We start from the raw sequence: 26,069 nt of genomic DNA on the forward strand, positions 1-26,069 counted from the left end.
TCGAGTAGTAATATTTAAGATAGATTTAGAGTGTATTCAGCCTGATGAGAGAAGATACTCTCGACGGAATCGATAGGCGAGCGTTCATGCGGCGAGCGACGGTCGGAGTGGCCGGATTGACGGCGGCCAGCGGAACGACGGCTGTCGCGGGACAGACGGCGACGGCGACCGGGAACGAGCAGGGGCCCGACAACGTCACCGTTCCCACCAGCGACTGGTCCGAGTCTGTGTCGGTCTCGGGGAACACGTCGAAAGCGGTCTTCCACGACGCGGCCTCGCTCGGGGACGGATCGGTGCTGCTCGCGGGCGAACTGGACGCGTTCTCCACCGATGGAACCGACGGGTGGTACGCCCGGATCGGGAGTGACGGCGGCCTCCAGTGGCAGGAGTTCATCAGCGAGTCCCTCTACGACCGCTTCGACGGCGTCGCACCGACGGCAGACGGCGGTGCGGTCCTGTGTGGCCACTCGACGCCGGACGAGGATGACAGCAGCACGACCGCGGTCTTCGTTCGCGTCGACGAGATGGGCGAGGTGCAGGCGAAGAACACGTTTCAGCACCGCGATTCGACGGCTGCACACGCCGTCGTGGCGCTCGAAGACGGGGAGTTCCTCGTGGTCGGCGAGGACGCGGAGGTGTCGTGGTACGATGTCGACACCGACACGACCAACGGCTGGATGGTCCGCGTCGACGGCGACGGACAGGAACAGTGGGAGCAGACAGTCCAGCGCTCGGGCTATCTGTCGCTTACGGGCGCCGTCTCCGGCACCGATGGAAGCGTCTTCGCCATCGGTCGAGCGGGCACCGACGGACTACTGACGAAGATCTCGTCCGACGGCGTCGTCGAGTGGCAGCAGACGTTCGGCGGAAGCGAGTACGACGAGTTCCACGACATCGCTCTCAACGACGACGTCCTCGGTATCGCCGGATACACCGACAGTTACGACGACGGTCGGAACGGCTGGCTCGTCCTCGCGACGGAGTCCGGCGAGGCGATCACGAGTAAGACGTTTTCCGGGGAGTACGAGTCGGCCAACGGTGAGACGGCTCGGGCGATCACGGGCACGCCGGACGGCGGATTCATCACGGCCGGCGAGTTCATGAAGGTCGAACAGCGCTTCCTGTCGTCGAGTTACACGTACCTCGGGGGCGTCCTCCGGAGCTTCTCTGCGTCGGGCGACCATCGGTGGCAACGGATCCACGACGCGAACAGGAATTCGCGGCCGCTGAGCGTCGTCTCGACCGGCGAGAACGGGTACGTTGTCGCCGGCGGCTACGTGGAGAACGCCTCCGGGTACGTCTCCGATCTCCGCGTCGTCGAGAACGAGGTCCCGGTTCCGGAGTTCGAATTTTCGCCGTCGAGTCCCGGACTGGAGAGCGTCTCCTTCGACGCCGCGAAGTCGACCGACGGCGACGGGACCATCGAGTCCTACGAGTGGGACATCGACGGCGACGGGACCTTCGAATCGACCGGTCAGACGGTGACTCACGAGTTCACAGACGAAGGCGACAGGCGGGTGTCGCTACGAGTGACTGACGACCGGGGGACGACCGCGACGAAGTCGGTGACCCTCACCGTCGACAACGAACCCCCACGCCCGGCGTTCGGGATGAACCGAACGGCGACCGCGGGTACTCCCCTCACCTTCTACGCCGGCAACCAGACGGTCGACCCCGACGGAGACGTCGCGACCTACGAGTGGGACCTCGACGGGGACGGCGAGTACGAGGCCGAAGGGGCGCAGGTGACGGCGACCTACAACGAGACCGGCCCCCACAACGTCACGCTCCGTGCCGTCGACGACGTCGGTGAGATGGCGACTAACACCACGACCGTCGACGTGCGAGACAGCGGTCTCGTGGGCGGTTTCGGACCGCTGCTACCCGGCTGGGCCACGGTCGCCGTGCCGCTCGGAACGATGCTCGCGTATGCGCTCGCCCAGCGCAAAACCGACGAGAGTGAGGACTGAACCGTCGGTTACCACGACGTTCCAGACGCGGTGCACTGAGACGCCGCCAGACCGCCGGTGGCCCAGCAGGCGACGCCCCGGACGTGGCGGTCGCTAGCCGGCGTGAGATCGCGGAAAGTGAAACGGACGACCGGGTCGCAAGCGACCGTTACAGTTCGATATCGGCGGAGTCCTCCTCGCGGTCGAACGTGACCTCGAGGATGCCGTTGTTGTAGGTCGCGGCGGCGGAGTGCTCGTCCACGCGGGACGGGAGCGTGAGGCGCTCGTGATACTCGCGCTGGCCGCTCTCGGCGTTGATCGTCAGTACGGTTCCGTCGCACTTGAGGTCGATGGCGTCCTTGTCGACGCCCGGCACGTCGGCCACGACCCGGATCTCCTCGTCGGTCTCGTGGACGTCGACGTGCAGGTCGACCTCGCTCCCACCGGTGTCCCGGTCGATGTGTACGTCGCCTTCCGACCCCATCATCTCGTCCATCATCCGTTCTATCTCCCGGAAGAACTCGTCGAACGGGTCGTCGCGGTCATCGCGTCTCATCCTTGATCGGTATAGGTTCGTCCGTTTCAAAAGCCTTCTGACGCGCTCAACACCTGCACCGATCAGCGCCGAACCGAGAGCCTGCGACGCCCTAAACGCACCCATACAAACATTTCCTGCCCGAACGGTCATAAACAAAAACGATTTACAACAGATCCGAAAACATTTTACACTGACCGATAGCCTGTCTAGACAGCAATGAGTGAGCCAGTCCGCGTCGGCCTGAACGGCTTCGGCCGTATCGGCCGCAACGTATTCCGCGCATCGCTGGAGAACGACGCCGTCGACATCGTCGGCATCAACGACGTGATGGACGACGACGAGATCGACTACTTCGCCCAGTACGACACCGTGATGGGCGAACTCCCCGGTGCCGGCGTCGAGGACGGCGTTCTCACGGTCGAGGGGACGGACTTCGAGGCGGGCGTCTTCCACGAGACGGACCCGACGGCGCTGCCCTGGGACGACCTCGACGTCGACGTGGCGTTCGAGGCGACGGGCATCTTCCGCACGAAGGAAGACGCGAGCCAGCACCTCGACGCCGGCGCTGACAAGGTCGTCATCTCCGCGCCGCCGAAGGGCGAGGAGCCGGTCAAGCAGCTCGTCTACGGCGTCAACCACGACGAGTACGACGGCGAGGACGTCGTCTCGAACGCCTCGTGTACGACCAACTCCATCACGCCGGTCGCGAAGATCCTCGACGAGGAGTTCGGCATCGAGGCCGGCCAGCTGACCACGGTCCACGCCTACACCGGCTCCCAGAACCTGATGGACGGCCCGAACGGCAAGCCCCGTCGCCGCCGCGCCGCCGCCGAGAACATCATCCCGACCTCGACCGGGGCCGCGCAGGCGACCACCGAGGTCCTGCCCCAGCTCGAGGGCAAACTCGACGGGATGGCCATCCGCGTTCCGGTGCCGAACGGCTCCATCACGGAGTTCGTCGTCGACCTCTCCGAGGACGTGACCGAGGGCGACGTGAACGCCGCCTTCGAGGAGGCTGCCGCCGGCGAACTCGAAGGCGTCCTCGGCGTCACGGACGACGACGTGGTCTCCTCGGACATCACGGGCGACCCGTACTCCTCGCAGGTCGACCTGCAGTCGACGAACGTCGTCGGCGGGATGACGAAGATCCTCACCTGGTACGACAACGAGTACGGCTTCTCGAACCGCATGCTCGACGTGGCCGAGTACATCACCGAGTAGCCCGAGACCGGGTCTCGGTGCGGCGACTTCCGCGGCTCACCGTCAGACAGTCGTGAAAACGTTTATAGCAATTCTTATCGAACGATGGTAACACACGGAGTCTCGCACGGATGCATCGGCTCTGTGTACCTGTGCTGTCGACCTGGCGACGCCACTCGTGACCCGGTGGCGACCCAGTGAGGCGGTCGACAGACTCCCACCCATTTCCCCCCACTTTCCCGACTGATTCGGCGCCAGGACAGCCCCGCTACCGCCGCGAACGGGGCGCGCGGAACCCGACTCGGAAACCGTTAAGCGGCCGGCAGGTATCCTCCCGAGTGATGACTTTCCAGACGCTCGACGACCTCGACGACGGCCAGCGCGTCCTCGTTCGCCTCGACCTCAACTCCCCGGTCGAGGACGGGGAAGTACAGGACAACCGGCGGTTCGAACGACACGCCGAGACGATCAGCGAACTCGTCGACCGCGGGTTCGAGGTCGCGGTCATGGCTCACCAGGGCCGACCGGGCCGCGACGACTTCGTCTCGCTCTCCCAGCACGCGGACATCCTCGCCGAGCACATCGACCACCCGGTCGCGTTCGTCGACGAGACCTACGGCCCGCAGGCCATCCACGACATCGCCGGCCTGGAGTCGGGCGACGTGCTCGTGCTCGAAAACACGCGGATGTGTGACGACGAGCTCCCCGAGGAAGACCCGGAAGTGAAGTCCCAGACGGAGTTCGTCCAGACGCTCAAAGACGAGTTCGACGCGTACGTCAACGACGCGTACTCGGCGGCCCACCGCTCGCACGCCTCGCTCGTCGGGTTCCCGCTGGTGATGGACGCCTACGCCGGCCGCGTGATGGAGACCGAGTACGAGGCCAACACCGCCATCGCCGAGAAGGAGTTCGACGGGCAGGTGACGATGGTCGTCGGCGGAACGAAGGCGACCGACGTCATCGACGTGATGACCCACCTCGACGAGAAGGTCGACGATTTCCTGCTGGGCGGGATCGCGGGAGAGTTGTTCCTGCGCGCGGCCGGCCACCCCGTCGGCTACGACATCGACGACGCGAACCTCTACGACGAGCAGTGGGAGAAAAACAGCGAGAAGATCGAGTCTATGCTCGAGGACCACCGCGACCAGATCTCGCTCGCGGTCGACCTCGCCTACGAGGACGACGGGAGCCGCGCCGAGCAGGCCGTCGACGACATCGAAGAGAAGACCGTCTCTTACCTCGACGTGGGCAGCGAGACGGTCATGGAGTACTCACCGATCATCCGGGACTCGGAGGCCGTCTTCGTCAAGGGCGCGCTCGGGATGTTCGAGGACGAGCGCTTCTCGGTCGGGACCGCTGGCGTCCTCGAGGCCATCGCCGAGACCGACTGCTTCTCCGTCGTCGGCGGCGGCGACACCTCGCGGGCCATCGAGATGTACGGCATGGAAGAGGAGGAGTTCGGGCACGTCTCCATCGCCGGCGGCGCGTACATCCGGGCGCTGACCGGCGCGGAACTGATCGGCGTCGAAGTCCTCAGTCGTTAGAAGCGGCGTTTCGTCTCGGCGTGTCGGTCGTCCCAGACCTCGACCACGTCGTCGGGAACGCGCACGACCGGCCGCGTCTCGCTCGGTTTCGTTCGCGCGTGTCGGGCAGTCCACTCCCGGCCGTCGTCCTCCGCTTTGGGATCCGTCTCGGGCATACCCGCTGGTACCCGCGCGGCCGATAAATTCCTTTCGACAGTTGTCGTAAAAAATATACTCGGCTCCGAGTACTACTTGGGGCCGCCCGAAGCGAAGCGCTTTCCGCCCGCCGCGTCGAATCCGGGGTATGTTCACCGGCATCGTCGAGGCGACCGGCGAGGTCCAGGCAGTCGTAGACGACGACGGCGGCCGGCGCGTCCGCATCGGCGCGCCGTTCGAGGGGCTCGACCACGGCCAGTCCGTCAGCGTCAGCGGCGTCTGTCTCACCGTCGAGAAGGCGTCCGACGGCGAGTGGTTCGAGGTGTTCCTCGCCCGCGAGACGCTCGACCGGACGTTCTTCGACGACCTCTCGGGGGGAGACAGCGTCAATCTGGAGCGGGCGATGCCCGCCGACGGTCGCTTCGACGGCCACGTCGTCCAGGGCCACGTCGACACCACGGCAGCGGTCGTCGCCGTCGAGCGCGAGGGCGACGACTGGACGTTCACGTTCTCACTGCCCGAGGCCCACCGGGACTACCTCGTCGAGAAGGGGTCGATCACCGTCGACGGCATCAGCCTGACCGTCGCCGACCGCCGCGAGGACGCCTTCGACGTGGCGATCATCCCGACCACGTACGCGGAGACGACGCTCTCGGAGAAGTCGGTCGGCGACCCGGTCCACCTGGAAGTCGACGTGATCGCGAAGTACGTCGAACAGCTCTGCTGAGCGGGCGATCCGAGCCCGGCGTTCCGGGCCGTCAGGGGTCGAACTCGGTCCGTTCGGGCCGCTGGCCGCTCGACTCCGACGGGGCGTGTGCGCGCTTGTACGCCTTCCGGTAGGCGTCGAGTTTGCGCAACAGGAGGAGCCCGAAGATGGAGTCGTAGACGATGACGAAGCCGAAGAAGGCCACGAGGAAGTTCACGTCGTACAGCGTCGCGAGCACCGTCGTCACCGGCCCGGCCAGCGTGTTGTACACCGCGTGGATGAGCGCGGCGATGAGCAGTCCCTTCAGGACGATGGGGCCGGCGTCGTCCGGATTGAACTTCGCCAGCCCGAGGTAGTAGCCCGCGAAGGCCGAGTAGATGACGTGGCCCGGGCCGGCCAAAGCCCGTACCGCGGTGATGTCGCCGCCCTCTGCCAGCACGTTGAGCGTCCCGGTGACCATCTCGGTGTTCTGCGTGATGTACAGCGCGTTCTCGATGGTCGCGAAGCCGAGCCCCGCGGCGGCCCCGTAGACCGCTCCGTCGACCACGGCGTCGAAGCGGTCGTCCCGGAAGGCGTACAGTCGGACCGCGAGCAGTTTCACGCTCTCCTCGACGGGACCGACGATGAGGAAGAAGAAGAACACCTGCCCGAGGAACGGGACGAGACCGAACCCGGAGCCGATCGCCTGGACCGGATACCCGAGAAAGGCGTTGAGCAGGCCCGCGAAGCCTGCGAACAGAACGCCGAGCAGGAAGGTGCCGACGAGCAGCGTCAGCGGTTCCGACGTGGTCACGTCGGCGTACCAGATGTACGCGGCGAGCCCGAGCGCCGGGACCGCCGAGAGGAGCGCCATACCGGCGAACAGCGGCTGGTTCCCGAGCGCACCCAGACTGCCGAACAGGAGTTGCAAGAGCAGGATGGCGAGAGCGGCGATGATGACGAGCCACCGGAGCGCCCAGAGCCCGACGTGATAGAGCCAGTGGACGAACCGGTCGAGCGTCGATCGCGGCTCCCAGTTCGCGATTTCGTAGAGGTCCGCCGACCCATCTGCGTTGGCCTCGACCGGGTCACGCCGTCGCTGTCCCATACTCCTGGTGAAGTCCCGGCCACACCTAACCGTTTGGCTCGCGGCGGCGCGACGAAGCGGTCACCGCCGCATCGAGCGCGCGCCGGCCCGCACACTTGCCAGAGACGAGAGACTTTTCGCGCAGGCCCGCCAAGAGCTAGCTATGACGCTACGCGCGGGTGTTCTCGCGGTCCAGGGCGACGTGTCCGAGCACGCGAGCGCCATCCAGCGGGCCGCGGCCGCCCACGACGAGACGGCCGAAGTCGTCGAGATCCGAGAGTCGGGGCTGGTCCCCGACTGCGACGCGCTGTTGCTCCCCGGCGGGGAGTCGACGACCATCTCGCGACTCGTCCACCGCGAGGGCATCGACGAGGAGATCGTGGCCCACGTCGACGCCGGCAAGCCGGTGCTGGCCACGTGCGCCGGCCTCATCGTCAGTGCGACGGACGCCCAGGACGACCGCGTCGACACGCTGAACATCGTCGACGCGACCATCGAGCGCAACGCCTTCGGCCGGCAGAAGGACAGCTTCGAGGCCCCGCTCGACGTGAGCGGCCTCGACGAGCCGTTCCCCGCGGTGTTCATCCGCGCGCCCGTCATCGACTACGTCGGCGAGGGCGTCGACGTACTCGCGGCGTGGGAGGACCGCCCCGTGGCGATCCGCGACGGGCCGGTCGTGGGCACGTCCTTCCACCCGGAACTGACCGACGACCCCCGCATCCACGACCTCGCGTTCTTCGACTCGGTCGAGTCGTAGCGACGGCCTGAAGGCCCCGCTCGCCGAACTCCGGCCATGAGCGACGACACCGGCGACGTGATCGACGACCTGTTCGCCGTCATCGAGGACCGCAAGGCGAACCTTCCGACGGACTCCTACACGACATCGCTGTTCACCCACGAGAAAGGCGAGAACGCCGTCCTGGAGAAGCTCGGCGAGGAGACGACGGAGCTGATTCTGGCGGCCAAAGACGACGACCGCGAGGAACTGGCCCACGAGTCCGCCGACATCGTCTATCACCTCCTCGTCCTGCTCGCGATGAAAGACATGGACGTCGACGACCTGCGGGCCGAGCTGGCAGAGCGGCGATAGCGAGGCGGCGACCGAATAGGCGGCCCGACCGCGACGGGGTCAGTCGTCCCCGTCTCGCGTCTCGCTCAGGTGCTCCCAGATTTCGGCGCAGCCACAGCCGTCCTCGACGGCGGCCAGGTGCTCGCGGTCGGGGTCGTCGGCTTTCGGCGTCGTGATCGTCTCGGTCATTGAGGTTACGTTCAGTTACCGAAGGGGATAAGGGTTGTCTGCGCCGCGCCGACAGCCCGCGGTAGCGGGTCGAGCGGAGCGGGCCACAGACTGGCTCGGCCCGCTACTCCTCGACCGAGGCAAACCGGTGGCGGACGACCTCGCTGTCGTCGTCCCACTCGAAGCTCCCGTGGACGCGCGTCATCCGCTCCCTGTAGGCGTCGAGGTCCTCGGACCCCTCGCGCTGTGCGTCCTCGTCGGTCAGATCCCCGAGCGTCCGGTGGGTCACGTCGGTGACCTCGAAGGTCGTCCCGTCGATCTCGAAGGTGTCGCCCTCCTCGGCGTACTGGTGACCGCGGTGCAACTGCGTGACCCGTCCGTCGACGGCCATCTGCTGGACGCGGTCGTTGGGCAGGATCTCGCCGGCGTCGATCTGAGCCATACGGGCACTGCGGGCGCGACGCCCAAAAGCGTGGCTCGCAACGGTTTCGGTGTCGCCGGTGCGAGTGAACGCGTTTTTACGCGCTGGCCGTCAACGGCGTCTATGAGCCATCCCTTCGAGGGTCTGCCGACGACGCCGACGTCCGAGGAACTCTTGGACAAGGCGTTCTCGCGGGCGTCGCGCGCCGGCGGAGCCAAGGACGGGAACGAGGCCCAGCAGTCGATGCTGATGACTGCCTCGAACATCGTCTCGGACAATCTCGCGAACGTGGTGACCGCGTGGCCGACGATCGACGACCTGGACCCGTTCTACGTTGAACTCGCCGACGCGGTCATCGGCGAGGCCTATCCGGCGGACGACGATCCCGGTATCGACGCGCTGAAGCAACGCCTCGCGGAGATCTCCTGGGCGTCCCAGAAGACCAAGGAGATCCGCCAGGAGTACGAGAGCCGCGTGGCGCGGGGCGACATCGACACCGCTCGCAAGCTCCGAAAGCAGGCGTTCGCCCGCATCGCCGACGTGGTCGAGGAGGTCGAAGACGACCTCGCGGCCGTCTCGACAGCCCGCGACGCGCTGAAAGACATCCCCGACATCCGGCCGGACGAGCCGGCCATCGTCGTCGCCGGCTACCCGAACGTCGGCAAGTCCTCGTTCGTCAACCGCGTCACCCGCGCCGACAACGAGATCGCCTCGTATCCCTTCACGACGACGCAGCTCCGGGTCGGCCACTTCGAGGACCAGCGGATCCGCTACCAGCTCGTCGACACGCCCGGCCTGCTGGACCGGCCGCCGGAGGACAGAAACGAGATCGAGTCCCAGGCCGTCAGCGCGCTCGAACACCTCGCCGACGCGGTGCTCGTGTTCGTCGACCCGAGCGGCGAATGCGGCTACCCGCTGGCGGACCAGCTGGAGCTGCGAGACGCCATCGCCGCCCGCTTCGACGTGCCCGTCCTGACGATCGCGAACAAGAGCGACCTCTCGACGGACGTCGAGGCGGATCACTACATGAGCGTCACGGAAGACGACAACGTGGACGGCGTGCTGGAGGCGGCCGTCGACGCCGTCGGCTACGAGATCGAACTGCCGTTCGACGACGAGTAGGCCGAACGCGCGCGGTCGCAGTTCAGTTGCGGCGCGGTCTCGGCGCGGTTCCGCTACGGTCTCAGTTCTCCGCCTCCTCAGTTCAGTTCGTAGGTCACGCTGACCGCCGCGTCGACGGTGACGGTCCCGGGCTCGATGCTCGTCCGCCCGCCGGCGTCACCGGCGGCGGCAGTCTCGGCGTAGACGACGTAGCGCCCGCTGTCGCTGGTCTGGATCGAGACGGCGCTCCCGACGGTCCGCCCCTCCGCGCCGGCGACGACTTCGGCGTCGCTCCGGGCGCGGTCCATCGCGGTCGTCAGCGCCTCCTCGCGGGCGCTCTGTCGCGTCTCCTCGCTCAGCGAGTAGCGGATGCCGTCCACGCGATCCGCGCCGGCGTCGACGGCCGTGTCGACGAGCGTCCCGACCGAGGAGACGTTACCGGTCTCGGCCTCGACGGTGTGAATGGCGACGTAGCCGACCTGTTCGCTCCCCGTCTCGGTCCGCTCGTACTCGGGGCGGATCTGGAAGCGCGAGGACGTGACGTTCGCGCCCGCGTCGTCGAGCGCGGTCGTGATGGCGTCGGCGTCGCCGGTGAGATTGTTCCGGGCCGCCTCGGCCGTCTCGCCGCGGCCGACGGCGGCCACGGTGACGGTCGCGCGGTCCGGCGCGCGCTCGACGGTGGCGTCGGCGCTGACGCTGACGGTGGAGTTCGTCGCCGTCGCCTGTGCGCCGGTGTCCGCGATCGCGAACCCGACCCCGCCGGCGACGGCGAGTGCCAGTATCCCAACCAGTGCGAGTGATCGTGACTGCATGGGAGTATGGACACCCCCAACGGTATTTACGTCATCGGACGGTCAAAGCCGGGTTTGAGCGTCAGGCGGCCCGCTCGACGGTGACGTAGTGGATCTCCGTGACGACGTCGCGGCCGGCGGCGGCGTCGGCGACGGCGTCGAGCCGATCAGCCAGCGTTGGCTGTGGCGTGTCGGGCGGTAAGCCGACGGTGACGACGACGCGGCGGGGCTCCTGAAAGATGGCGGTGTTGGTGTACTCGACCTCGACCGAGAGGACGCGCAGCGGCGACTCGACGGCCCCCTCGACGCCCTCGCGGATGTCGGACTCCGTCGTCGCCCGCTGGAAGGAGTCGAGCGTGACGCCGCCGAGGAACGCCGAGAGGACGAGGATCGACAGGACGAGAACGCCGATGCGCGTCACCGTCGCCGACCGGGCGTTGCCCTCGCGGAACCAGTGTTCGGGGCGGTAGCCCTGATACCAGAGCCCGACGAGGACGGCGAGGTTGATCGAGAGGACGTTCACCAGCACGAGGACGGTCGAGCCGAGGCTCACGAGCGGCTGGCCCCACGCGATGCCGATGCCGACCGTCGCCGCCGGCGGGATGAGCGCCACGGCGATCATGACGCCGACGAGCGCCGTCGAGACGCCGCTAGTGAGGCTCAGGACGCCGGCCGCGCCGGCCCCGAGCGCGACGACCAGCGAGAGGAAGTCGGGCGCGACGCGCTCGCGGACCTGCCCGACGGTCGTCACGTCGGCGAGCGGCGGGATGACGTTGGCGTAGCGGACGAACAGCGCGAACACGGTGGCGCTGGCGATGGCGAGGCCCAGCCCGAACACCTGGAGCTTGACGCCCCGGACGAACAGGTCGTGGTCGTCGACGACGGTCCCGACGTTGGCGGTCATCGCCGGGCCGATGAGCGGCGCGATGACCATCGACCCGACGACGACGGCCGGCGAGTCGAGTAGCAGGCCGGCGGTGGCGATGACGGCGCTGATGATCGTCATCAGCGCGTAGATCGGGAGCGACGGCGCGAGGTCGCGGGCCTTCGTCGTCAGCTCCTCGCGCGCGATTCGGTCCTCGTCTTCCTCCTCGGCGTACTTCTCCTGGAGCTGTTCGAACCGCCGGGAGATGACGGTGTTCGCGTCGACGACGACCGTGTAGGCGTCGTCGTCGATACCGACGTCCCGCAGCTCGTCGAGAACGGGTTCGAGCGCGTTGGTCGGCAGCGGGAACGAGACGACGGCCGTGTACTCCCGGCCGCTGGTCTCGTCGGAGACCACGTAGTCGATGCCCTCGTCGTCTAACGCCCCCAGCACCGCCTCGCGCTTGCCCGCCGGGATCGTTATCTGTACCAGCCGCACGGCTCTCGGTGAGGCCCCCGGCGACAAAAAGCCGGCTGGTCACGGTACGGCTGCCCGGTGCCGGACAGCGACCGCCCCGGCCCGGTGCGAACGGACGCGCTTTTCCCCGCCGGCGGCCTACGACGGCTATGTTCGAGACGCGACCGGACCGGGACGCCGAGGTTGTGCTCGTCGGCCGGTCCAACGTCGGCAAGTCGACGCTGATGCGGGAGGTGACCGGCCACACGTTCGACACCGGCCAGCGCCCCGGCGTCACCCGCTCGCCGAACCACTACGACTGGGCCAGTTCGGACTTCGTCATCACGGACCTCCCCGGGTTCGGATTCATGGACGGCGTTCCCGACGACGTCCGCGAGCAGATCAAGGCGGACGTGGTCCAGTACGTCGAGGCCAACGCCGAGAAGATCCTCGTCGGGATCCTCGTCGTCGACGGGAAGTCCGTCATCGACATCATCGACCGCCACTCCGGACCGGACGAGATCCCCCACGACGTGGAGCTGTTTCACTTCCTCCGGGAGGTCGGCGTCGAACCGGTCGTCGCCGTCAACAAGATGGACAAGGTCGACGACCGCGACGAGCGCCTGAACGAACTCTGTGACAGGCTCGGCCTCTATCCACCGTGGCAGCAGTGGCAGGAGACGATCGCTCCGATCAGCGCCAAGCGCGGATCGCTCGGCCCGCTGAACGAGGCGGTCCGTCACCACCTCCACGAGGCCGGACGCGACGACTTATACCAGTTCTTCTGAGGACAAGACTCGCTTACCGCTGGCACATATCGAGCGATTTGTTCGGTTTCGGGCGTGGTTGTTCGGGTAATCCGAGAGTACTCGGCGTTCTAGAGCGAGCGGCGGCACACGGGAACCCCACCGTGCTATATTTTGACATATATAAGAATATGTGAATCTCGCATACGGTCAGTGACGATGAGTTGTACGACCACGCGAATCGATCGTAGATGGGGATGGGAGCGACCGGTGAAACCATGAGCCCGGCACATTTCGACTTTTTCGGGGAGCTTCTGGTGCGGGTCGAAGGCGACAGCGGTCGCCTCGACAGGCAGTATCGACGGATGTACGACCAGTTCAAAACGAGTTCGCCGGACAGGGACCCGGACATCGTCATCGAGGAGACGACCGACGACGTCGAACCGACGGACGTCCTCGGGGACCCCGACGACTACTACGGCTGGACCGGCGAGGAGTTCGTCGTTCGCAACGGGTCGGACTTCATGGCCGTCGAACCGGGCTGGTCGCACGTCAGGGTGACGCGGGGGTTCGAGCCGTTCTACGCCATCTATCCGATGGAGTTCGAGATCCGCAAGCGGCGGCTCACTCGCGATCAGGCCCTGATCCACGCGTCCGGCGTCAGCCTCGACGGACAGACCACCCTGTTTCCGGCCTGGCGCGGGGCCGGGAAGACGAACACGCTCCTGTCGCTGCTGCGCGAGGGCGCGGACTTCCTGTCCGACGACCGCCTCTGGGTGGGTGCCGACGGGACGGCGGTCGGCTATCCGCTGGGCGTCAATCTCCAGCCGTTCAACGTCGAGTCGTTCCCGGAGATCGAGATCCAGTACGACGATCCGAAAGAACGGCTCCGCTCGTCGGTCCACGAGTACATCGACGCGCGCGTCGACCGGACCGGTGGCCTCCCGGAGACGGCCGTCGCCTACCTCAACGACACGTATCTCGCCGACGACAGCCGCGACTTCACCGACATCTCCGACCTGTACCCCGACGCCGACCACGTCGAGCAGGCGAGCGTCGACAACGTCGTGTTCCTCCAGGCCGCGCCCGACACCGACACGGTCACCGTCGAACAGGTCTCGACGGAGACGGCGATGTCGGCGGCGACCGCCATCAGCAACTTCGAGTGGGACGGGCGGCTGCGGGAGTACTTCCACGCCTACGACTCGCTCGTCGACGACGGGACCATGGTCGAGTCGCTGGAGGAGGTCACCAGACGCGAGCGGGACGTGTTCCGCTCGCTCTTCGAGGACGTCGCGACCTACCGCGCATACATCCCGCGAGAGCGCGACTGGAGCGAGTCCAGCCTCGATACCGCCGTCTCCGAAGCGGTCGCATCGCTCGACTCGCCGCGCGTGATCGAGGCGATGAGCTGATACCGGGGTCGGTCACTGTCTCGGAACCGTTCCCGTGCAGTGTCCGGTCGCCGGCGGTACCGGCCGTCTACATCGAAACGGATCGCGAAATCGAACCAGAGCAACACACCGTACATGGAGAACACCGCATTGGCAGACATGTCAGTTTACTTATCAAGACGGCACCCAGAGACCAGGTGGGGAGAGCGGACACGGGGCAACGCAACCGACGGAGCGGCGGGCGCTTCGCGCCGGCCGTCTCGACACGATTCGGGCTGTTACGTGGCCCCTGGAGGGAACTGAGCGATGGACAGTAGTGCCGACCGAACGACGGGACGCACCGCGACGCGACGCGACCTCCTCAGGGCGGTGGGCGCGGGGGTCGGCGTCGCGACGCTCGGAGCCACACCGGGAGCGAGCCAGCAGTCGTCGTACTGGACCGTCGTCGCGCTGCCCGACACGCAGGTATACGCCAAAGACGACACGCCGTATGCGAACGATCAGACCCAGTGGATCGTCGACAACCGCGACAGCGAGAACATCGCCTTCGTCAGCCACGAGGGCGACGTGGTCGACCACGGCGACGACGACGCGGAGTGGCAGTACATGGACGCGGCCATGTCGAAACTCGACGGCGTCGTTCCGTACTCGACCGTCCCCGGCAATCACGACTGGGCGACGCTGTGGGACAAAGAGTCCTCGATCGACAAGTACAAGCAGTACTTCGGGCCCTCCCGGTACGACGGGCGCGACTGGTACGGCGGTTCGGGGCCGACGGGCGTCGACGAGAACCGAGCGAATCTCAACAGCTACCAGCTGTTCTCCGCCGGCGGCTACGACTTCCTCCACCTCGCGCTGGAGTGGGAGCCCGCGGGGTCGACCGACGATCCCTCGACGCCGCTGGGCTGGGGCCAACAGATACTCGACGAGCACCCCGACCGGGCGACGATTCTCACCACCCACTCGTACCTCCGTGACAATCCAGATCGCCGAGCGACGGAGCTCCAGGAGCCCAACGACATCGGGAACACCGGCCAGGCCGTCTGGGAGGAACTCGTCGCGCCGAACGAGCAGGTGTTCATGGTGCTGTGTGGCCACTGGCACGAGGAAGACGGGGAGGTCCACCAGGTCGCGACGAACGACGCGGGACAGGCCGTCTACGAGATGCTGGCGAACTACCAGTTCCGGCCGAACGGCGGCCACGGGCTGATGCGCCGCATCAAGTTCGAACCGGGCGGCGGCAGTGACGGTGCCGACCGGATCGCCGTCCGGACGTTCTCGCCGAGCACGGACGAGGAACAGACGGACGGAGACAGCCAGTTCCACTTCGATCTGGACTTCGACGCCCGCTTCGGCGCCGAGTCGTCGACCGGCGAGCAGGTCGCGTTCGAGCAGGGAGCCGAGGGCTACGACGGCACGGTCGACACCATGCTCCGCGAGGCCGACCCCGAGACGGGCTTCGGAACGGCGACCACGCTGTCCATCGACCAGAGCGACCCGCAGGGAAGCGCCAATGGCAGTCAAGTCCTCCTGCGGTTCGACGGCGTCGTCGGCGACGGCGACGCGCAGGTCCCGCGGGGAGCGACCGTCGAGAGCGCGACGCTGACCCTCGAAACTGCCGACGACGGCTCCGGCGCGTCCGTCCACCGCATGCTGACCGACTGGGGCCAGGACGACACGTGGGCGTCACTGGACGACGGCGTCCAGGCCGACGACACCGAAGCGGTCGACAGCGCCGACGCACAGACCGGAACCGTCGCCACCGGGACGACGCGCATCGACCTCGCGGCCAGCGTCCAGGCGTGGGCCGACGGGGCCCCGAATCACGGCTGGGTGTTCCTCCCCAGCGGCGGCGACGGCTGGGACATCCGGACGGCCGAGAGCGACGCGCCGCCGACGTTGCAGGTCCGCTATACGCCCCCCGACGAGAGTAGCGGTCCCGTCGCGGGCGACGCTGACGGCGACGGAGACGTCGATAGCGACGACGTGACGCGGATCCAGCAGTCCGTGGCCGGCGAGGACGTCGAGATCGACCGGGAAGCCGCGGACGTCGACGACGACGGAGACGTCGATATCGGCGACGCCGCCCGCGTCCGGAACATGAGCGGGGGCGACTCGTGAGCGACACCACGCGGCTTCTCGCCGTCGGTGCCCTCGTCGCAGTGCTCGCGGCCCTCCCGCTCGCCGTCGCGACGGTCGGTGCGCTGCCGGCCCCGGCGATCGGCGTCGCCGAGAACCCAACTGCCGCACCCGGTGACACCGTCACCGTCTCGCCCGGCGAGACGACCACGCTGACGGTGTGGGCCAACGCGACCGCGGTGAGCGGCTACCAGACGAACCTCACCTTCGACCCCGAGGACGTGACGGTCGAATCGGTGTCCGGCAGCGACGACTTCGGCGACCCGATCAGCAACGTGAACAACGAGGCAGGCTGGGCCGCGTTCAATCAGCTCCGCGGTTCCGAGACCGAGAACCCCGTCCTCGCGACGGTCACGCTGACGGGCACCGGCGAAGCGGGGTCGAGCACCGATCTCTCGTTCGTCGACGCCGACACCAAGTTCACGGACGCCGACGGCGAGACCGTCGCCCCGGAGACCCTCCACGACGTGACGGTGACCGTCGAGTCCGAGACGACACCAACGCCGACGCAGACGCCTACTCCGACGCCGACGCAGACACCTACCGAGACACAGACGCCTACCCCGACGCCGACCGAGACACCGACGCCTACCCCGACGCCGACCGAGACACCGACGCCGACCGAAACCCCGTCGGACGACAGCAACAGCGGCGGTGGTGGGGGCGGCGACAACGACGACAGTGACGATGACGACGACAACGGTGGCGGTGGTGGCGGCGGTGGCGGCGGTGGGGCCGGACCCCCCGATGAACCGGCGTTCAACGTGACGAATGCGTCGCTCAACACCTCGTCGACCACCGTCGGAACCCCAGTGACGGTGTCGGCGACCGTCGAGAACACCGGCGACGACGACGGGACCTTCGACGCGTACGTGGCCGTCAACGGCAGCGCGGTCGGTGTGAACGAGTCGGTCGACATCGACGCCGGAGCGGAGAGAGCGATCAACCTCTCGGTCCTGTTCAACACGACCGGAACGCGCGCGCTCGCGTTCAACACGACGGCCGCCGGCAACGTGACCGTCCACGCGTCGCCCACGACGAACGGGACGAACGCGACAAACGCAACGAACGCGACCGTGACGCCGGCCGTCACGACGACGCCACCCCAGACAGAGACAGACGCTGCGACAGCAGGATCGACGACAGTGGCGGCGACGACTACCTCACCGACCGACGACGGGACGGTCACCCAGGTCCCCGCCACGACCGATGCGGCCGCCAGTCCGACCGGAACGACCGGCGGCACCGGCGCCGGCTTCGGAGCGGCTACCGTCGCGCTGACGCTGTCGATACTGCTCGGCTGGCTCGCCATTCGGGAGCCGCCGAACTAACCCGGCAGTCCGCTTTCGCGTTCGCTCCGCGACGTACACGCAGAGCTGGACGCCAACACTCCGACAGTGAGCCGACGCTCCAGAGAATGACCGTCAAAAAGCTTCACGAGCGATGAGGGTGACCCACGACGCGGGAGAACGACGGAATGGAATGGACTCGCCGGGATTTGAACCCGGGGCCTCTTCCTTGCGAAGGAAGCGATCTGCCACTGATCTACGAGCCCGCGCAGTCTGCCACTCGAACGCGGAGTTGTAAAAACCCTGCGTGTGAGAGCGGCCTTCGATAGCGATTCACACTGTGTCGGGGCGTGTCCCGGCCAGCGGTTCGGGCGGACACGGCTGGGGCGTCGCGCTTGCGACGCGCCGAGAGTCCGCTCAGTCCTCGAGGACGATCTCGATGGAGACGTCGTTGGGAACCTGGATGCGCATCAGCTGGCGCAGTGCCCGTTCGTCGGCGTCGATGTCGATGAGCCGCTTGTGGACGCGCATCTCCCAGTGTTCCCACGTCGCGGTCCCCTCACCGTCGGGGGACTTGCGGGTCGGGACTTCCAGCGTCTTCGTGGGGAGCGGAACCGGACCGGAGAGTTCGACGCCGGTCTTGTTCGCGATCTCCCGCACGTCGGCGCAGATGTCGTCGAGGTCCTCGGGGCTCGTGCCCGCGAGCCGAACGCGTGCCTGCTGGGACATGCGTTATCGCTCGTTGACGCTGAGGACTTTGCCGGCGGCGATGGTCTGACCCATGTCGCGGATGGCGAACGAACCGAGCTCCGGGATCTCGGAGGACGGCTCGATGCTGAGCGGCTTCTGGGGTCGGACCGTGACGACGGCGGCGTCCCCGTTCTGGATGAAGTCGGGGTTCTCCTCGGCGACCTCGCCGGACGACGGGTCGATCTTCTTGTCGATGGACTCGACGGTACAGGCGACCTGTGCCGTGTGGGCGTGGAAGACCGGGGTGTACCCCTCGGTGATGACGCTCGGGTGCTGCATCACGACGATCTGGGCCTGGAACGTCTCGGCGACCGACGGCGGGTCGTCGGCGGGGCCACAGACGTCGCCGCGGCGGATGTCGTCCTTGCCGACGCCACGGACGTTGAACCCGACGTTGTCACCGGGCTCGGCCTTCGGGACTTCCTCGTGGTGCATCTCGACCGTCTTGACCTCACCGGAGACGTCCGAGGGCTGGAAGCTCACGTTGTCGCCCGTGTTCAGGATGCCGGTCTCGACGCGGCCCACCGGGACCGTCCCGATGCCGGAGATAGTGTAGACGTCCTGGATCGGCAGGCGGAGCGGCGCGTCCGTCGGCGGCTCCGGGGCCGGCAGGTCGTTGAGCGCTTCCAGCAGGATCTCGCCGTCGTACCAGCCCGTGTGCTCGGACTCTTCGGCGATGTTGTCGCCCTCGAAGGCAGAGACAGGGATGAACTTCGCGTTCTCCGTGTCGAAGCGGACCTGGTTCAGGAGGTCCTTGACCTCCTCGACGACGCTCTTGTACTCGGCCTCGCCGTAGTCGACGAGGTCCATCTTGTTGACGGCGACGATGAGTTCGCCGATGCCCAGCGTGCGGGCCAGGAAGACGTGCTCCTGGGTCTGCGGCTGGACGCCGTCGTCGGCGGCGACGACGAGCACGGCGTTGTCGGCCTGGCTCGCGCCGGTGATCATGTTCTTCACGAAGTCGCGGTGGCCAGGACAGTCGACGATGGTGAAATCGTAGGCGTCCGTGGTGAACTCCTGGTGGGCGATGTCGATGGTGACACCGCGCTCGCGCTCTTCGGCGAGGTTGTCCATGACGTAGGCGAACTCGAAGCCGCCCTTGCCTTTCTCCTCGGCCTCTTCCTTGTGCTGTTCGATGACGTGCTCAGGTACCGATCCTGTCTCGTACAGGAGTCGGCCGACGAGCGTGCTCTTCCCGTGGTCGACGTGGCCGATGATGGCCAGGTTCTGGTGTTGTTCGTCGCTCATTGTTATCTCTCACGCGCAGGGGCGCTGTATCGGGTTTGTTGGCTGGTGGTTCATAAAACGATTTCGAAAGCGTGTAAGCGTCAGGCGGTCGCTTTCCTGCGATTCGGCACGCAATGACATGGGTCGGACGCGCACCCGGAGAGGCCATGCCGGCCGATCGACGAGCTGTCGTCTCGCGGCACGCGGCCCGTAACGGGACACTGGACGCGAAACGCGTTCGAGAAAGACGAGGAAACGGCGGAAAGAGTCGTCGCGCTCGCTACTCCAGTCGGCCGACGTCGGCGAGGACGGCGCTCGCCGTCTCCGGGCCGCCGGCCCCCCGTCCGGAGATGTTGAGCTGGCCGGCATGTTCAGTCTCTAGCTGGGCGATGTTGCGCGTGCCGGAGACGGCCAGGGGCGCGTTCTCCGGGACGAGTCGGGGGCCGACGCGGACGGAGCCCTCGACGACTTCGGCGACGAGTCGGACCGTCCGGCCGTCCTCGCGGGCGAGTTCGAGCGCGCTGCCGGTGATCTCCTGTATCCCCTCGACGTCGGCGTCGGTGAGCGTGTACTCCGTGCCGTCGTCGGCGAGGACGTTGGCGACGATGACGCCCTTCAGCGCCGCGTCGGTCCCGTCCACGTCGAAGGTCGGGTCGGCTTCGGCGACGCCGAGGTCCTGGGCCTCCGCCAGCACGTGCTCGTAGTCGAGTCCCTCGGTGGCCATCCGCGAGAGGATGAAGTTCGCCGTCCCGTTCAGGACGCCCCGGACGGCGGAGATGTGTCGTGGGTCGAAGTCCGCGATGGTCGAGAGGACCGGCATCGCGCCGCCGACGGTCGCCTCGAACAGCACGCGTCCCGCGCTCTCGCGTTCGAGTTCGCGGATGTCGGCGTAGCGCTCCGCGACCGGTCCCTTGTTCGCCAGTACGACGTGGCGGTCCCGTTCGAGCGCGGCCTCGACGTGGCCGAACCCGGGCTGTGCGTCACCGAGCGTCGTCGGCGTCGCCTCGACGAGCGCGTCGTAGTCGGCCGACAGCGCCTCGCTCGGGTCCACGGAGCCGACGGCACCGTCAGTCCGTTTCCGTTCCAGAGCGGCGTCGGTGTCGATCCCCGCTGCGTCGACGACGGCGCTACCGGAGTCGGCGAAGGCGGTGACCGAGTGGCCGTAGTCGGCGGCCAGTTCGACGACCGACGAGCCGACTGCGCCGGCGCCGATCACGGCGAGCCTCATCGGTCGCCTCCCGCGGCGAGCGGCTCGATGACCCGCAGGTCTTTCTCGTCGGCGACGGTCCGAACCGCCGACATCGTCCGGTCGACGGCCCCCTCCTCGGTGGCCAGTCGAATCCGGGCGCTCGACTCGTCGGTCGTCCCCGCCGGCGCCGACAGCGAGAGGTCGGTCACCGTCGCGTCCGACGACTCGTGGATCCGCGAGAGCGTATCGGAGAGGTCGGTGTTGACGAGGTGGCCGGTGAGGACGACCGTGAGCGCCTCGCTGTACTGCTCGGCCCCCGCCTGGATGACGTTGATGCCCGCGTCGCGCAGCGCGTCGACGATCCCGCCGAACCGCTCGGGGGTCGCCTCGAGGTCGACCTCCACGGGGATGTGCCCCCGCGGGGTCACGTTCCCCCGCTCGTGGAAGATCGAGAGGAGGTTCCCGCCGTTGTCGGCGATGGGTTCGAGCGCTCGCAGCAGTTCGCCCGGCTCGTCGACCAGTTCCAGCCGAACTGTGTAGGACTGCACCTCGTCGGTCGAGTCGCTCATCGCCCGCTCACCTCCTGGGGATCTCGGTTCATTGTGGGTGACTCAGCAGGGGCACGTATAAGAAACCGTCCGTTTGGTCGGAGACGGCGACCGTGTCGCCCGCGCAGTTGGCGCTACATTTTTGTCGCGGCGGCGAGGCCACTCGTTCGTGTACGCCCTCCAGGCCGATCCACCGTCGATAGCGGTTGCAGTGACGACAGCGGGCGCGTTACTGCTCGTCGCGTTCGTCATCGGGCTCGTCGGAAACGCGGTCGCGCGCCGGCTCTCGAACCCCGTCTCGAAGTACCGCCTGCTGTACGGCGGCGTCCTCCTCCCGTTCGCGCTGGTCGCGTACGTCGTCTTTCGCTCCATGGGATTCGGTCCGGCGCTGCTCGGCAGTGCGCTCGCGACCGACGCGTCGCTCGTCGGCGGTCTCGTCGCGGATTTCCTCGAACTCCTCGCCGCGGGATTCGTCGGACTCGCGGCCTACGCGCCCACCGTTCGGGGCGTGCGCGAGGCCCGCGACATCGACCTCTCGACCCCGCGGGCGCTGGCCCGGATGGCGCGCTGGGTGCTCGGCGTCAGCGTCCTCGCCACGCTCGTCCTGGTTCCGCTCGAAGGCGGGTCGTCCACGCTCGCGACGATGGCGCTGCTCGCGGCCTTCGTCGTCGTCGTCCAGGTGGCCGCGCCGTGGGTGATCCCGCTCCTGCGCTCGACGCGGCGGCCGACCGACGCGGCGGCCGAGCGCCTCGACGCGCTCCGGGAACGCGCTGCCCTCACCGTTCGAGACGCTCGCGTCCTCGAAACCGACAGCGAGGAGACCGCGAGCGCGACCGTCCGCGGCCCGCCCGGCTACCGCCGGCTGTTCGTCACGAGCACGTTCCTCGACGCGCTCGACGACGAGACCGCCGCGGCGCTGCTCGCGATTCAGGCCGGTCGGCTCCGCGCTCGCGTCCTCGCGCGAACGATGGCGACGGTACTCGCCGCGGCCGTCCCGCTGTTCGTTCTCTTCGAGGACGCCGGGCCGGCGCTCCCCCTGCTCGGTGCGAGCGTCGCGGCGGTCCTCGGCGGCCTCTTGCTCACCCGCCGCGGCGTCCAGGCGGCCGACGACGTCGCCGCCGAGCGGATCGGTCCCGACGCCGTCGCCGCCGCCCTCGAACGGTACGCCGCCGTCCACGGGATGGAGCCGAGCCGCCGCCGGGTCCCGAACCCGCTGTCGCGGACGCCGGCGCTCGGCGACCGGATCGATCGGTTGCGGGCGCAGGCAACAGCGGAGTAGCAGCGATTGAGCCCGAACGCAGATAGCGCGCGGCGCGGAACGCATACCGCGCGCCGTCGGCGCGCGGTTTCACTTCTCGCGACCAGCGGGAGCGAGAAGGGCGTTTTTAGCGTAGATTTTTACGAACCCGCTCTCCGCAGCGCGCTCACAGAGCGTGCGAGGAGAGGGGGTGACGTAAAACGGTACTTAGAAGTAGTTGATGGCCTCGGGCAGTTCCGTCTTCATGCCCTTGCGCTCGCGGATCTCGGTGATCTTCTCCGGCTGGAGGTTGTCGGCCATGACCTGGAAGCCGGCGTTCTCGGTGTTCCAGGAGGCGCGGCCCTCGGTCGCGGAGCGGATGTCCGAGGAGAAGCCGATCATCTCGTCGACGGGCGCGACGCCCTCGACGACCATCAGGTCGCCTTCCTGGTACATGTCGTCGACGCGGCCACGGCGGCCCTGAATCTCGCCGCTCGCGGCGCCCATGTGGTCGTTGGGCACGTCGATGCGGACCTGCTGGATCGGTTCGAGCAGCTTGATGCTAGCGTCGACGAGGGCGTTGTGGACGGCCTCGCGGACGGCCGGGATGACCTGGGCCGGACCGCGGTGGATGGCGTCCTCGTGGAGACGGGCGTCGTGGAGGCGCAGCAGCGAGCCCTGGACCGGCTCGGCGGCGAGCGGGCCCTCGTCGAGGGCTTCTTCGAGGCCCTCGATGACGAGCTCCATCGTCTCGTTGAGGTGCTGGATCCCCTTCGTCTCGTCGAGCAGGATGTTGGTCCCGTGGATGTGCTCGATGTTCTGGGAGTCATCCTTGTCCATGCCGGCCTCCTGCAGCGCTTCGCGGCGCTCCAGTTCGGGCATGTCCATCGAGGCCTCGCCCATCTTGATCGTCTCGACGATGTCCTCGCTGAGCGGCTCGATAGAGATGTAGAAGCGGTTGTGGCGGTTCGGCGAGATGCCCTCGACCTCGCGGGACTCCTGCTGGGGAGCCTCGCGGTAGACGACGATGGGCTCACCGGTGTTGATCGGGATGCCCTGGTTGCGCTCGATGCGCTGGCCGATGACTTCGAGGTGGAGTTCGCCCTGGCCGGAGATGAGGTGCTCGCCGGTGTCCTCGTTGATCTCGATCTGGATGGTGGGGTCCTCTTTCGCGACCTGCTGGAGCGTCTCGATGAGCTTGGGCAGGTCGTCCATGTTCTGTGCCTCGACGGACTTCGTGATGACCGGCTCCGAGATGTGCTCGATGGACTCGAAGGGCGTCATCTCGACCGAGGAGACGGTTGAGCCGGCGATGGCGTCCTTGAGGCCGGTGACGGCGGCGATGTTCCCGGCGGGGACGTGCTCGACCTCCTCGCGCTCGCCGCCCATGTAGATGCCGACGCTCTGGATGCGGTTCTTGCCGGCGGTCCCGGAGACGTACAGTTCCTGGCCCTTCTCCAGCGTGCCGGAGAAGACGCGGCCGGCGGCGATCTCACCGGCGTGGGGGTCGACGCCGATGTCGGTGACCATCAGGACGACTTCGCCGTCCTCGTCGACCAGGCGCATGCCTTCGGCGAGTTCGGACTCGGCGTCGCCGCGCCAGATGCGCGGGATACGCCGGGGCTGGGCGTCGACGGGGTTCGGGAAGTGCTCACAGACCATGTCGAGGACGACGTTCGACAGCGGCGTCCGGTCGTGGAGTTCCTGGCGCTTGTCGGCGCGTTCGAGCTCCATGATGTCGCCGAAGTCCATCCCGGTGCGCTGCATCGACGGCATCGAGACGCCCCACTTGTACAGCGCGGAGCCGAAGCCGACGGTCCCCTCCTCGACGGAGACGGTCCAGTCGTCGATGTCGTCCATCTCCTCGGTCATGCCGCGGATGAGGTCGTTGACGTCGTCGATGACGTTGAGGAGGCGCTTTTGCATCTCCTCGGGCCCCTCCTGCAGTTCGGAGATGAGGCGGTCGACCTTGTTGATGAACAGCGTCGGCTTGACGCCCTCGCGGAGCGCCTGCCGGAGCACCGTCTCCGTCTGGGGCATCGCGCCCTCGACGGCGTCCACGACGACGAGCGCGCCGTCGACGGCCCGCATCGCGCGGGTCACGTCGCCGCCGAAGTCGACGTGGCCCGGCGTGTCGATGAGGTTGATGAGGTGGTTCTGGTCCTCGTACTCGTGGGTCATCGAGACGTTCGCGGCGTCGATGGTGATCCCACGCTCCTGTTCGTCTTCCTCCGTGTCCATCGCGAGCTGTTGGCCCGCGGTGTCGTCGGAGATCATGCCGGCACCGGCCAGCAGGTTGTCCGTCAGTGTCGTCTTTCCGTGGTCGACGTGAGCAGCGATGGCGATGTTCCGGATGTGCTCCGGGTCGTCCATCAGTGTCTCACATTCTTGGACGATCTTCTTGCGTCGGCCCATTATACAGTTGCCTATCAACAGCAGGGTCAAAAGGATAGTGTTTCGTCACGGCCTCGTCCGTGCGAAATCCGCCCGTTCGCGTGGGACCCTCTCGCAATACCGCCCTCCTGAGCGGCGGCCGCTACCACCTCGATTCCGACGGTTTCAGTCTGTCCTCTGACAGTTCAGGGGGAGGACACCGTCCGACCAGTGGCCCCTCTCGTCTCGCACGGTGACCGCGAACGTCGCCCCCATCCGTGGATTAATAGCTGTTCGGCCCGTGCAAACATCACACATGGACGTTCACGTTCGGGGCGGCCCCGCCGAACCGTTTCTGGGGGCACGGGATCTCTTCTCGACCGAGCACGACCTCGACCGACCCGTCACGGTCCGCATCCGCGAGGACCCCGACGAGCGGACGCGGGTCAGCCACGGCGAGTCGGGCCACCGGCTGACCATCTCGCGACAGGCCGCGACGAGCGCGATGGCTCGCGAGCTAGCGCTCCACGAGTACGCGCACATGCACCACCACGAGCGCGAGCATCCCTCGCACACCCAGTCGACGCGGGAGGCCATCTACCTCGCGCTGGCCGGCCGCTCGGTCGAGCGCCGGAAGCTCACCCACTGCTACCAGATCGCCAACCACATGAAGGACGTGTACGCCGACGACGTCTGGATGCCGGTCGTTCCCGGCGACAAGCTGGTCCCGTTCCTCGAAGCCAGCCTCGCGGCCGCCGTCGCGGACCGTCCGGGCGAGCCGCCGTCGTGGGACCGAGCCGGCTCGCCGACGCGGACGCGGCGACCGTCGGAGCCGGCGGCGCGACTCACGCCGGCCGCGGACCCCGAAATCACTGCCGTCAACGCGGCGTTCGCGCTGGCGCTGTGTGAGCGCCACGACCTCGTCGACGAGGGCGACAGGCTCTACGACCTCGCACACGCGGCCGCACAGGACGCGACGGAGATTCGGCTCACCGAGTTCAAACACCACTTCGCGTCGCTCTCGCCGGACCCCGACGAGTCCGAGTTCCGCAAGGCCCTGGTGGACGTGACGCGGGCCTACGCGGTCAGCGAGAGCGGACGGGCCGCCGACTGACGCGCGACTCGCCACGTCGCCGAGACCGGCAATAGCGGTTTGACCTCCGCGCCC

25 protein-coding genes and 1 tRNA gene are annotated in these 26,069 nt (G+C 67.5%); 13 read left to right on the top strand and 13 right to left on the bottom strand.

Features of this window, described 5'->3' with window-relative positions; genetic code table 11:
• Positions 1 to 44 precede the first annotated feature (44 nt).
• The gene (locus GM656_RS08640; RefSeq protein WP_162413274.1) at positions 45 to 1,970 is read left to right on the top strand and encodes a PKD domain-containing protein; all 1,926 of its coding nucleotides are present in this window, start codon (positions 45 to 47) and stop codon (positions 1,968 to 1,970) included.
• Between the two features lie 148 nt (positions 1,971 to 2,118).
• Here GM656_RS08640 and GM656_RS08645 read toward each other — a convergent pair whose 3' ends face one another.
• The gene (locus GM656_RS08645) at positions 2,119 to 2,505 is read right to left on the bottom strand and encodes an Hsp20/alpha crystallin family protein (RefSeq protein ID WP_162413275.1); all 387 of its coding nucleotides are present in this window, start codon (positions 2,503 to 2,505) and stop codon (positions 2,119 to 2,121) included.
• Positions 2,506 to 2,703: 198 nt separating this feature from the next.
• Here GM656_RS08645 and gap point away from each other — a divergent pair, with 198 nt between their 5' ends.
• Complete coding sequence (gene gap, locus GM656_RS08650; protein WP_162413276.1) at positions 2,704 to 3,708, top strand: type I glyceraldehyde-3-phosphate dehydrogenase; 1,005 nt, start codon at positions 2,704 to 2,706, stop codon at positions 3,706 to 3,708.
• Between the two features lie 320 nt (positions 3,709 to 4,028).
• Complete coding sequence (locus GM656_RS08655) at positions 4,029 to 5,231, top strand: phosphoglycerate kinase (protein WP_162413277.1); 1,203 nt, start codon at positions 4,029 to 4,031, stop codon at positions 5,229 to 5,231.
• Here GM656_RS08655 and GM656_RS19070 read toward each other — a convergent pair.
• Positions 5,228 to 5,386: a hypothetical protein gene (locus tag GM656_RS19070; RefSeq protein WP_174242957.1), complete on the bottom strand. Its 159-nt coding sequence runs from the start codon at positions 5,384 to 5,386 to the stop codon at positions 5,228 to 5,230. The genes GM656_RS08655 and GM656_RS19070 overlap by 4 nt on opposite strands.
• A 128-nt stretch (positions 5,387 to 5,514) precedes the next feature.
• On the opposite strand from GM656_RS19070, the gene GM656_RS08660 reads away from it, so the two are divergent.
• Positions 5,515 to 6,093, top strand: coding sequence for a riboflavin synthase (locus GM656_RS08660; RefSeq protein WP_162413278.1), 579 nt, complete (start codon positions 5,515 to 5,517; stop codon positions 6,091 to 6,093).
• 31 nt (positions 6,094 to 6,124) lie between these two features.
• Here GM656_RS08660 and GM656_RS08665 read toward each other — a convergent pair whose 3' ends face one another.
• Complete coding sequence (locus GM656_RS08665; RefSeq protein ID WP_162413279.1) at positions 6,125 to 7,159, bottom strand: PrsW family intramembrane metalloprotease; 1,035 nt, start codon at positions 7,157 to 7,159, stop codon at positions 6,125 to 6,127.
• A gap of 142 nt (positions 7,160 to 7,301) precedes the next feature.
• Between GM656_RS08665 and pdxT the strand changes: the two genes are divergently transcribed.
• Complete coding sequence (gene pdxT / locus GM656_RS08670) at positions 7,302 to 7,895, top strand: pyridoxal 5'-phosphate synthase glutaminase subunit PdxT (protein WP_162413280.1); 594 nt, start codon at positions 7,302 to 7,304, stop codon at positions 7,893 to 7,895.
• 36 nt (positions 7,896 to 7,931) lie between these two features.
• Positions 7,932 to 8,228, top strand: coding sequence for a phosphoribosyl-ATP diphosphatase (gene hisE / locus GM656_RS08675; RefSeq protein ID WP_162413281.1), 297 nt, complete (start codon positions 7,932 to 7,934; stop codon positions 8,226 to 8,228).
• A 39-nt stretch (positions 8,229 to 8,267) separates the two neighbouring features.
• On the opposite strand, the gene GM656_RS19485 is transcribed toward hisE, so the two are convergent.
• Complete coding sequence (locus tag GM656_RS19485) at positions 8,268 to 8,396, bottom strand: hypothetical protein (RefSeq protein WP_277815046.1); 129 nt, start codon at positions 8,394 to 8,396, stop codon at positions 8,268 to 8,270.
• Positions 8,397 to 8,499: 103 nt separating this feature from the next.
• On the bottom strand, positions 8,500 to 8,817 hold the full coding sequence (locus GM656_RS08680; protein WP_162413282.1) for an ASCH domain-containing protein: 318 nt from the start codon (positions 8,815 to 8,817) through the stop codon (positions 8,500 to 8,502).
• A gap of 102 nt (positions 8,818 to 8,919) precedes the next feature.
• Here GM656_RS08680 and GM656_RS08685 point away from each other — a divergent pair, with 102 nt between their 5' ends.
• A complete protein-coding gene (locus GM656_RS08685; protein ID WP_162413283.1) occupies positions 8,920 to 9,918 on the top strand; it encodes an NOG1 family protein in 999 nt (332 codons plus the stop codon).
• Between the two features lie 77 nt (positions 9,919 to 9,995).
• Here the strand turns inward: GM656_RS08685 and GM656_RS08690 are convergent, their stop codons facing one another.
• Both GM656_RS08690 and GM656_RS08695 read right to left on the bottom strand, forming a co-directional pair.
• The gene (locus GM656_RS08690; protein WP_162413284.1) at positions 9,996 to 10,709 is read right to left on the bottom strand and encodes an SIMPL domain-containing protein; all 714 of its coding nucleotides are present in this window, start codon (positions 10,707 to 10,709) and stop codon (positions 9,996 to 9,998) included.
• Positions 10,710 to 10,770: 61 nt separating this feature from the next.
• Complete coding sequence (locus GM656_RS08695; protein WP_162413285.1) at positions 10,771 to 12,051, bottom strand: TIGR00341 family protein; 1,281 nt, start codon at positions 12,049 to 12,051, stop codon at positions 10,771 to 10,773.
• A 128-nt stretch (positions 12,052 to 12,179) separates the two neighbouring features.
• Between GM656_RS08695 and engB the strand changes: the two genes are divergently transcribed.
• The 4 genes from engB to GM656_RS08715 all read left to right on the top strand — a co-directional run bounded on the left by engB (position 12,180) and on the right by GM656_RS08715 (position 17,619).
• Complete coding sequence (gene engB, locus GM656_RS08700; RefSeq protein WP_162413286.1) at positions 12,180 to 12,797, top strand: GTP-binding protein EngB; 618 nt, start codon at positions 12,180 to 12,182, stop codon at positions 12,795 to 12,797.
• A 236-nt stretch (positions 12,798 to 13,033) separates the two neighbouring features.
• Entirely contained in the window at positions 13,034 to 14,170 is a 1,137-nt protein-coding gene (locus GM656_RS08705) for a hypothetical protein (RefSeq protein WP_162413287.1), read from the top strand.
• Between the two features lie 285 nt (positions 14,171 to 14,455).
• Complete coding sequence (locus GM656_RS08710) at positions 14,456 to 16,270, top strand: DNRLRE domain-containing protein (protein WP_162413288.1); 1,815 nt, start codon at positions 14,456 to 14,458, stop codon at positions 16,268 to 16,270.
• Complete coding sequence (locus GM656_RS08715) at positions 16,267 to 17,619, top strand: cohesin domain-containing protein (protein WP_162413289.1); 1,353 nt, start codon at positions 16,267 to 16,269, stop codon at positions 17,617 to 17,619. Before GM656_RS08710 ends, GM656_RS08715 begins: the two co-directional genes overlap by 4 nt.
• A 152-nt stretch (positions 17,620 to 17,771) precedes the next feature.
• On the opposite strand, the gene GM656_RS08720 is transcribed toward GM656_RS08715, so the two are convergent.
• The 5 genes from GM656_RS08720 to GM656_RS08740 all read right to left on the bottom strand — a co-directional run bounded on the left by GM656_RS08720 (position 17,772) and on the right by GM656_RS08740 (position 21,312).
• Positions 17,772 to 17,843: transfer RNA gene (locus tag GM656_RS08720), tRNA-Ala, on the bottom strand.
• A 151-nt stretch (positions 17,844 to 17,994) separates the two neighbouring features.
• Complete coding sequence (gene rpsJ / locus GM656_RS08725) at positions 17,995 to 18,306, bottom strand: 30S ribosomal protein S10 (protein WP_004515425.1); 312 nt, start codon at positions 18,304 to 18,306, stop codon at positions 17,995 to 17,997.
• Positions 18,307 to 18,309: 3 nt separating this feature from the next.
• A complete protein-coding gene (gene tuf, locus GM656_RS08730) occupies positions 18,310 to 19,575 on the bottom strand; it encodes a translation elongation factor EF-1 subunit alpha (protein WP_162413290.1) in 1,266 nt (421 codons plus the stop codon).
• 259 nt (positions 19,576 to 19,834) lie between these two features.
• Positions 19,835 to 20,782 (bottom strand): homoserine dehydrogenase, encoded by a 948-nt coding sequence (locus tag GM656_RS08735; protein WP_162413291.1) that lies wholly within the window; start codon positions 20,780 to 20,782, stop codon positions 19,835 to 19,837.
• A complete protein-coding gene (locus GM656_RS08740; RefSeq protein ID WP_162413292.1) occupies positions 20,779 to 21,312 on the bottom strand; it encodes an amino acid-binding protein in 534 nt (177 codons plus the stop codon). The genes GM656_RS08735 and GM656_RS08740 overlap by 4 nt, the downstream gene beginning before the upstream one ends.
• Positions 21,313 to 21,460: 148 nt before the next feature.
• Between GM656_RS08740 and GM656_RS08745 the strand changes: the two genes are divergently transcribed.
• Positions 21,461 to 22,570: a M48 family metalloprotease gene (locus GM656_RS08745; RefSeq protein WP_241692731.1), complete on the top strand. Its 1,110-nt coding sequence runs from the start codon at positions 21,461 to 21,463 to the stop codon at positions 22,568 to 22,570.
• 186 nt (positions 22,571 to 22,756) lie between these two features.
• Here GM656_RS08745 and GM656_RS08750 read toward each other — a convergent pair whose 3' ends face one another.
• Complete coding sequence (locus GM656_RS08750) at positions 22,757 to 24,943, bottom strand: elongation factor EF-2 (protein WP_162413293.1); 2,187 nt, start codon at positions 24,941 to 24,943, stop codon at positions 22,757 to 22,759.
• A 274-nt stretch (positions 24,944 to 25,217) separates the two neighbouring features.
• Between GM656_RS08750 and GM656_RS08755 the strand changes: the two genes are divergently transcribed.
• On the top strand, positions 25,218 to 26,015 hold the full coding sequence (locus GM656_RS08755) for a DUF5781 family protein (protein WP_162413294.1): 798 nt from the start codon (positions 25,218 to 25,220) through the stop codon (positions 26,013 to 26,015).
• Positions 26,016 to 26,069: the final 54 nt, after the last annotated feature.

It is taken from the genome of Haloarcula salina (assembly GCF_010119195.1).
GTDB classification, from domain to species: Archaea; Halobacteriota; Halobacteria; order Halobacteriales; family Haloarculaceae; genus Haloarcula; species Haloarcula salina.

What these genes read in the sequence shown, in the direction of transcription:
- GM656_RS08640 (WP_162413274.1), top strand. Translation starts at nt 45, where the DNA reads ATGAGAGAAGATACTCTCGACGGAATCGATAGGCGAGCGTTCATGCGG.
- GM656_RS08645 (WP_162413275.1), bottom strand. Translation starts at nt 2,505, where the DNA reads ATGAGACGCGATGACCGCGACGACCCGTTCGACGAGTTCTTCCGGGAG.
- gap (WP_162413276.1), top strand. Translation starts at nt 2,704, where the DNA reads ATGAGTGAGCCAGTCCGCGTCGGCCTGAACGGCTTCGGCCGTATCGGC.
- GM656_RS08655 (WP_162413277.1), top strand. Translation starts at nt 4,029, where the DNA reads ATGACTTTCCAGACGCTCGACGACCTCGACGACGGCCAGCGCGTCCTC.
- GM656_RS19070 (WP_174242957.1), bottom strand. Translation starts at nt 5,386, where the DNA reads ATGCCCGAGACGGATCCCAAAGCGGAGGACGACGGCCGGGAGTGGACT.
- GM656_RS08660 (WP_162413278.1), top strand. Translation starts at nt 5,515, where the DNA reads ATGTTCACCGGCATCGTCGAGGCGACCGGCGAGGTCCAGGCAGTCGTA.
- GM656_RS08665 (WP_162413279.1), bottom strand. Translation starts at nt 7,159, where the DNA reads ATGGGACAGCGACGGCGTGACCCGGTCGAGGCCAACGCAGATGGGTCG.
- pdxT (WP_162413280.1), top strand. Translation starts at nt 7,302, where the DNA reads ATGACGCTACGCGCGGGTGTTCTCGCGGTCCAGGGCGACGTGTCCGAG.
- hisE (WP_162413281.1), top strand. Translation starts at nt 7,932, where the DNA reads ATGAGCGACGACACCGGCGACGTGATCGACGACCTGTTCGCCGTCATC.
- GM656_RS19485 (WP_277815046.1), bottom strand. Translation starts at nt 8,396, where the DNA reads ATGACCGAGACGATCACGACGCCGAAAGCCGACGACCCCGACCGCGAG.
- GM656_RS08680 (WP_162413282.1), bottom strand. Translation starts at nt 8,817, where the DNA reads ATGGCTCAGATCGACGCCGGCGAGATCCTGCCCAACGACCGCGTCCAG.
- GM656_RS08685 (WP_162413283.1), top strand. Translation starts at nt 8,920, where the DNA reads ATGAGCCATCCCTTCGAGGGTCTGCCGACGACGCCGACGTCCGAGGAA.
- GM656_RS08690 (WP_162413284.1), bottom strand. Translation starts at nt 10,709, where the DNA reads ATGCAGTCACGATCACTCGCACTGGTTGGGATACTGGCACTCGCCGTC.
- engB (WP_162413286.1), top strand. Translation starts at nt 12,180, where the DNA reads ATGTTCGAGACGCGACCGGACCGGGACGCCGAGGTTGTGCTCGTCGGC.
- GM656_RS08705 (WP_162413287.1), top strand. Translation starts at nt 13,034, where the DNA reads ATGAGCCCGGCACATTTCGACTTTTTCGGGGAGCTTCTGGTGCGGGTC.
- GM656_RS08710 (WP_162413288.1), top strand. Translation starts at nt 14,456, where the DNA reads ATGGACAGTAGTGCCGACCGAACGACGGGACGCACCGCGACGCGACGC.
- rpsJ (WP_004515425.1), bottom strand. Translation starts at nt 18,306, where the DNA reads ATGTCCCAGCAGGCACGCGTTCGGCTCGCGGGCACGAGCCCCGAGGAC.
- tuf (WP_162413290.1), bottom strand. Translation starts at nt 19,575, where the DNA reads ATGAGCGACGAACAACACCAGAACCTGGCCATCATCGGCCACGTCGAC.
- GM656_RS08735 (WP_162413291.1), bottom strand. Translation starts at nt 20,782, where the DNA reads ATGAGGCTCGCCGTGATCGGCGCCGGCGCAGTCGGCTCGTCGGTCGTC.
- GM656_RS08740 (WP_162413292.1), bottom strand. Translation starts at nt 21,312, where the DNA reads ATGAGCGACTCGACCGACGAGGTGCAGTCCTACACAGTTCGGCTGGAA.
- GM656_RS08750 (WP_162413293.1), bottom strand. Translation starts at nt 24,943, where the DNA reads ATGGGCCGACGCAAGAAGATCGTCCAAGAATGTGAGACACTGATGGAC.
- GM656_RS08755 (WP_162413294.1), top strand. Translation starts at nt 25,218, where the DNA reads ATGGACGTTCACGTTCGGGGCGGCCCCGCCGAACCGTTTCTGGGGGCA.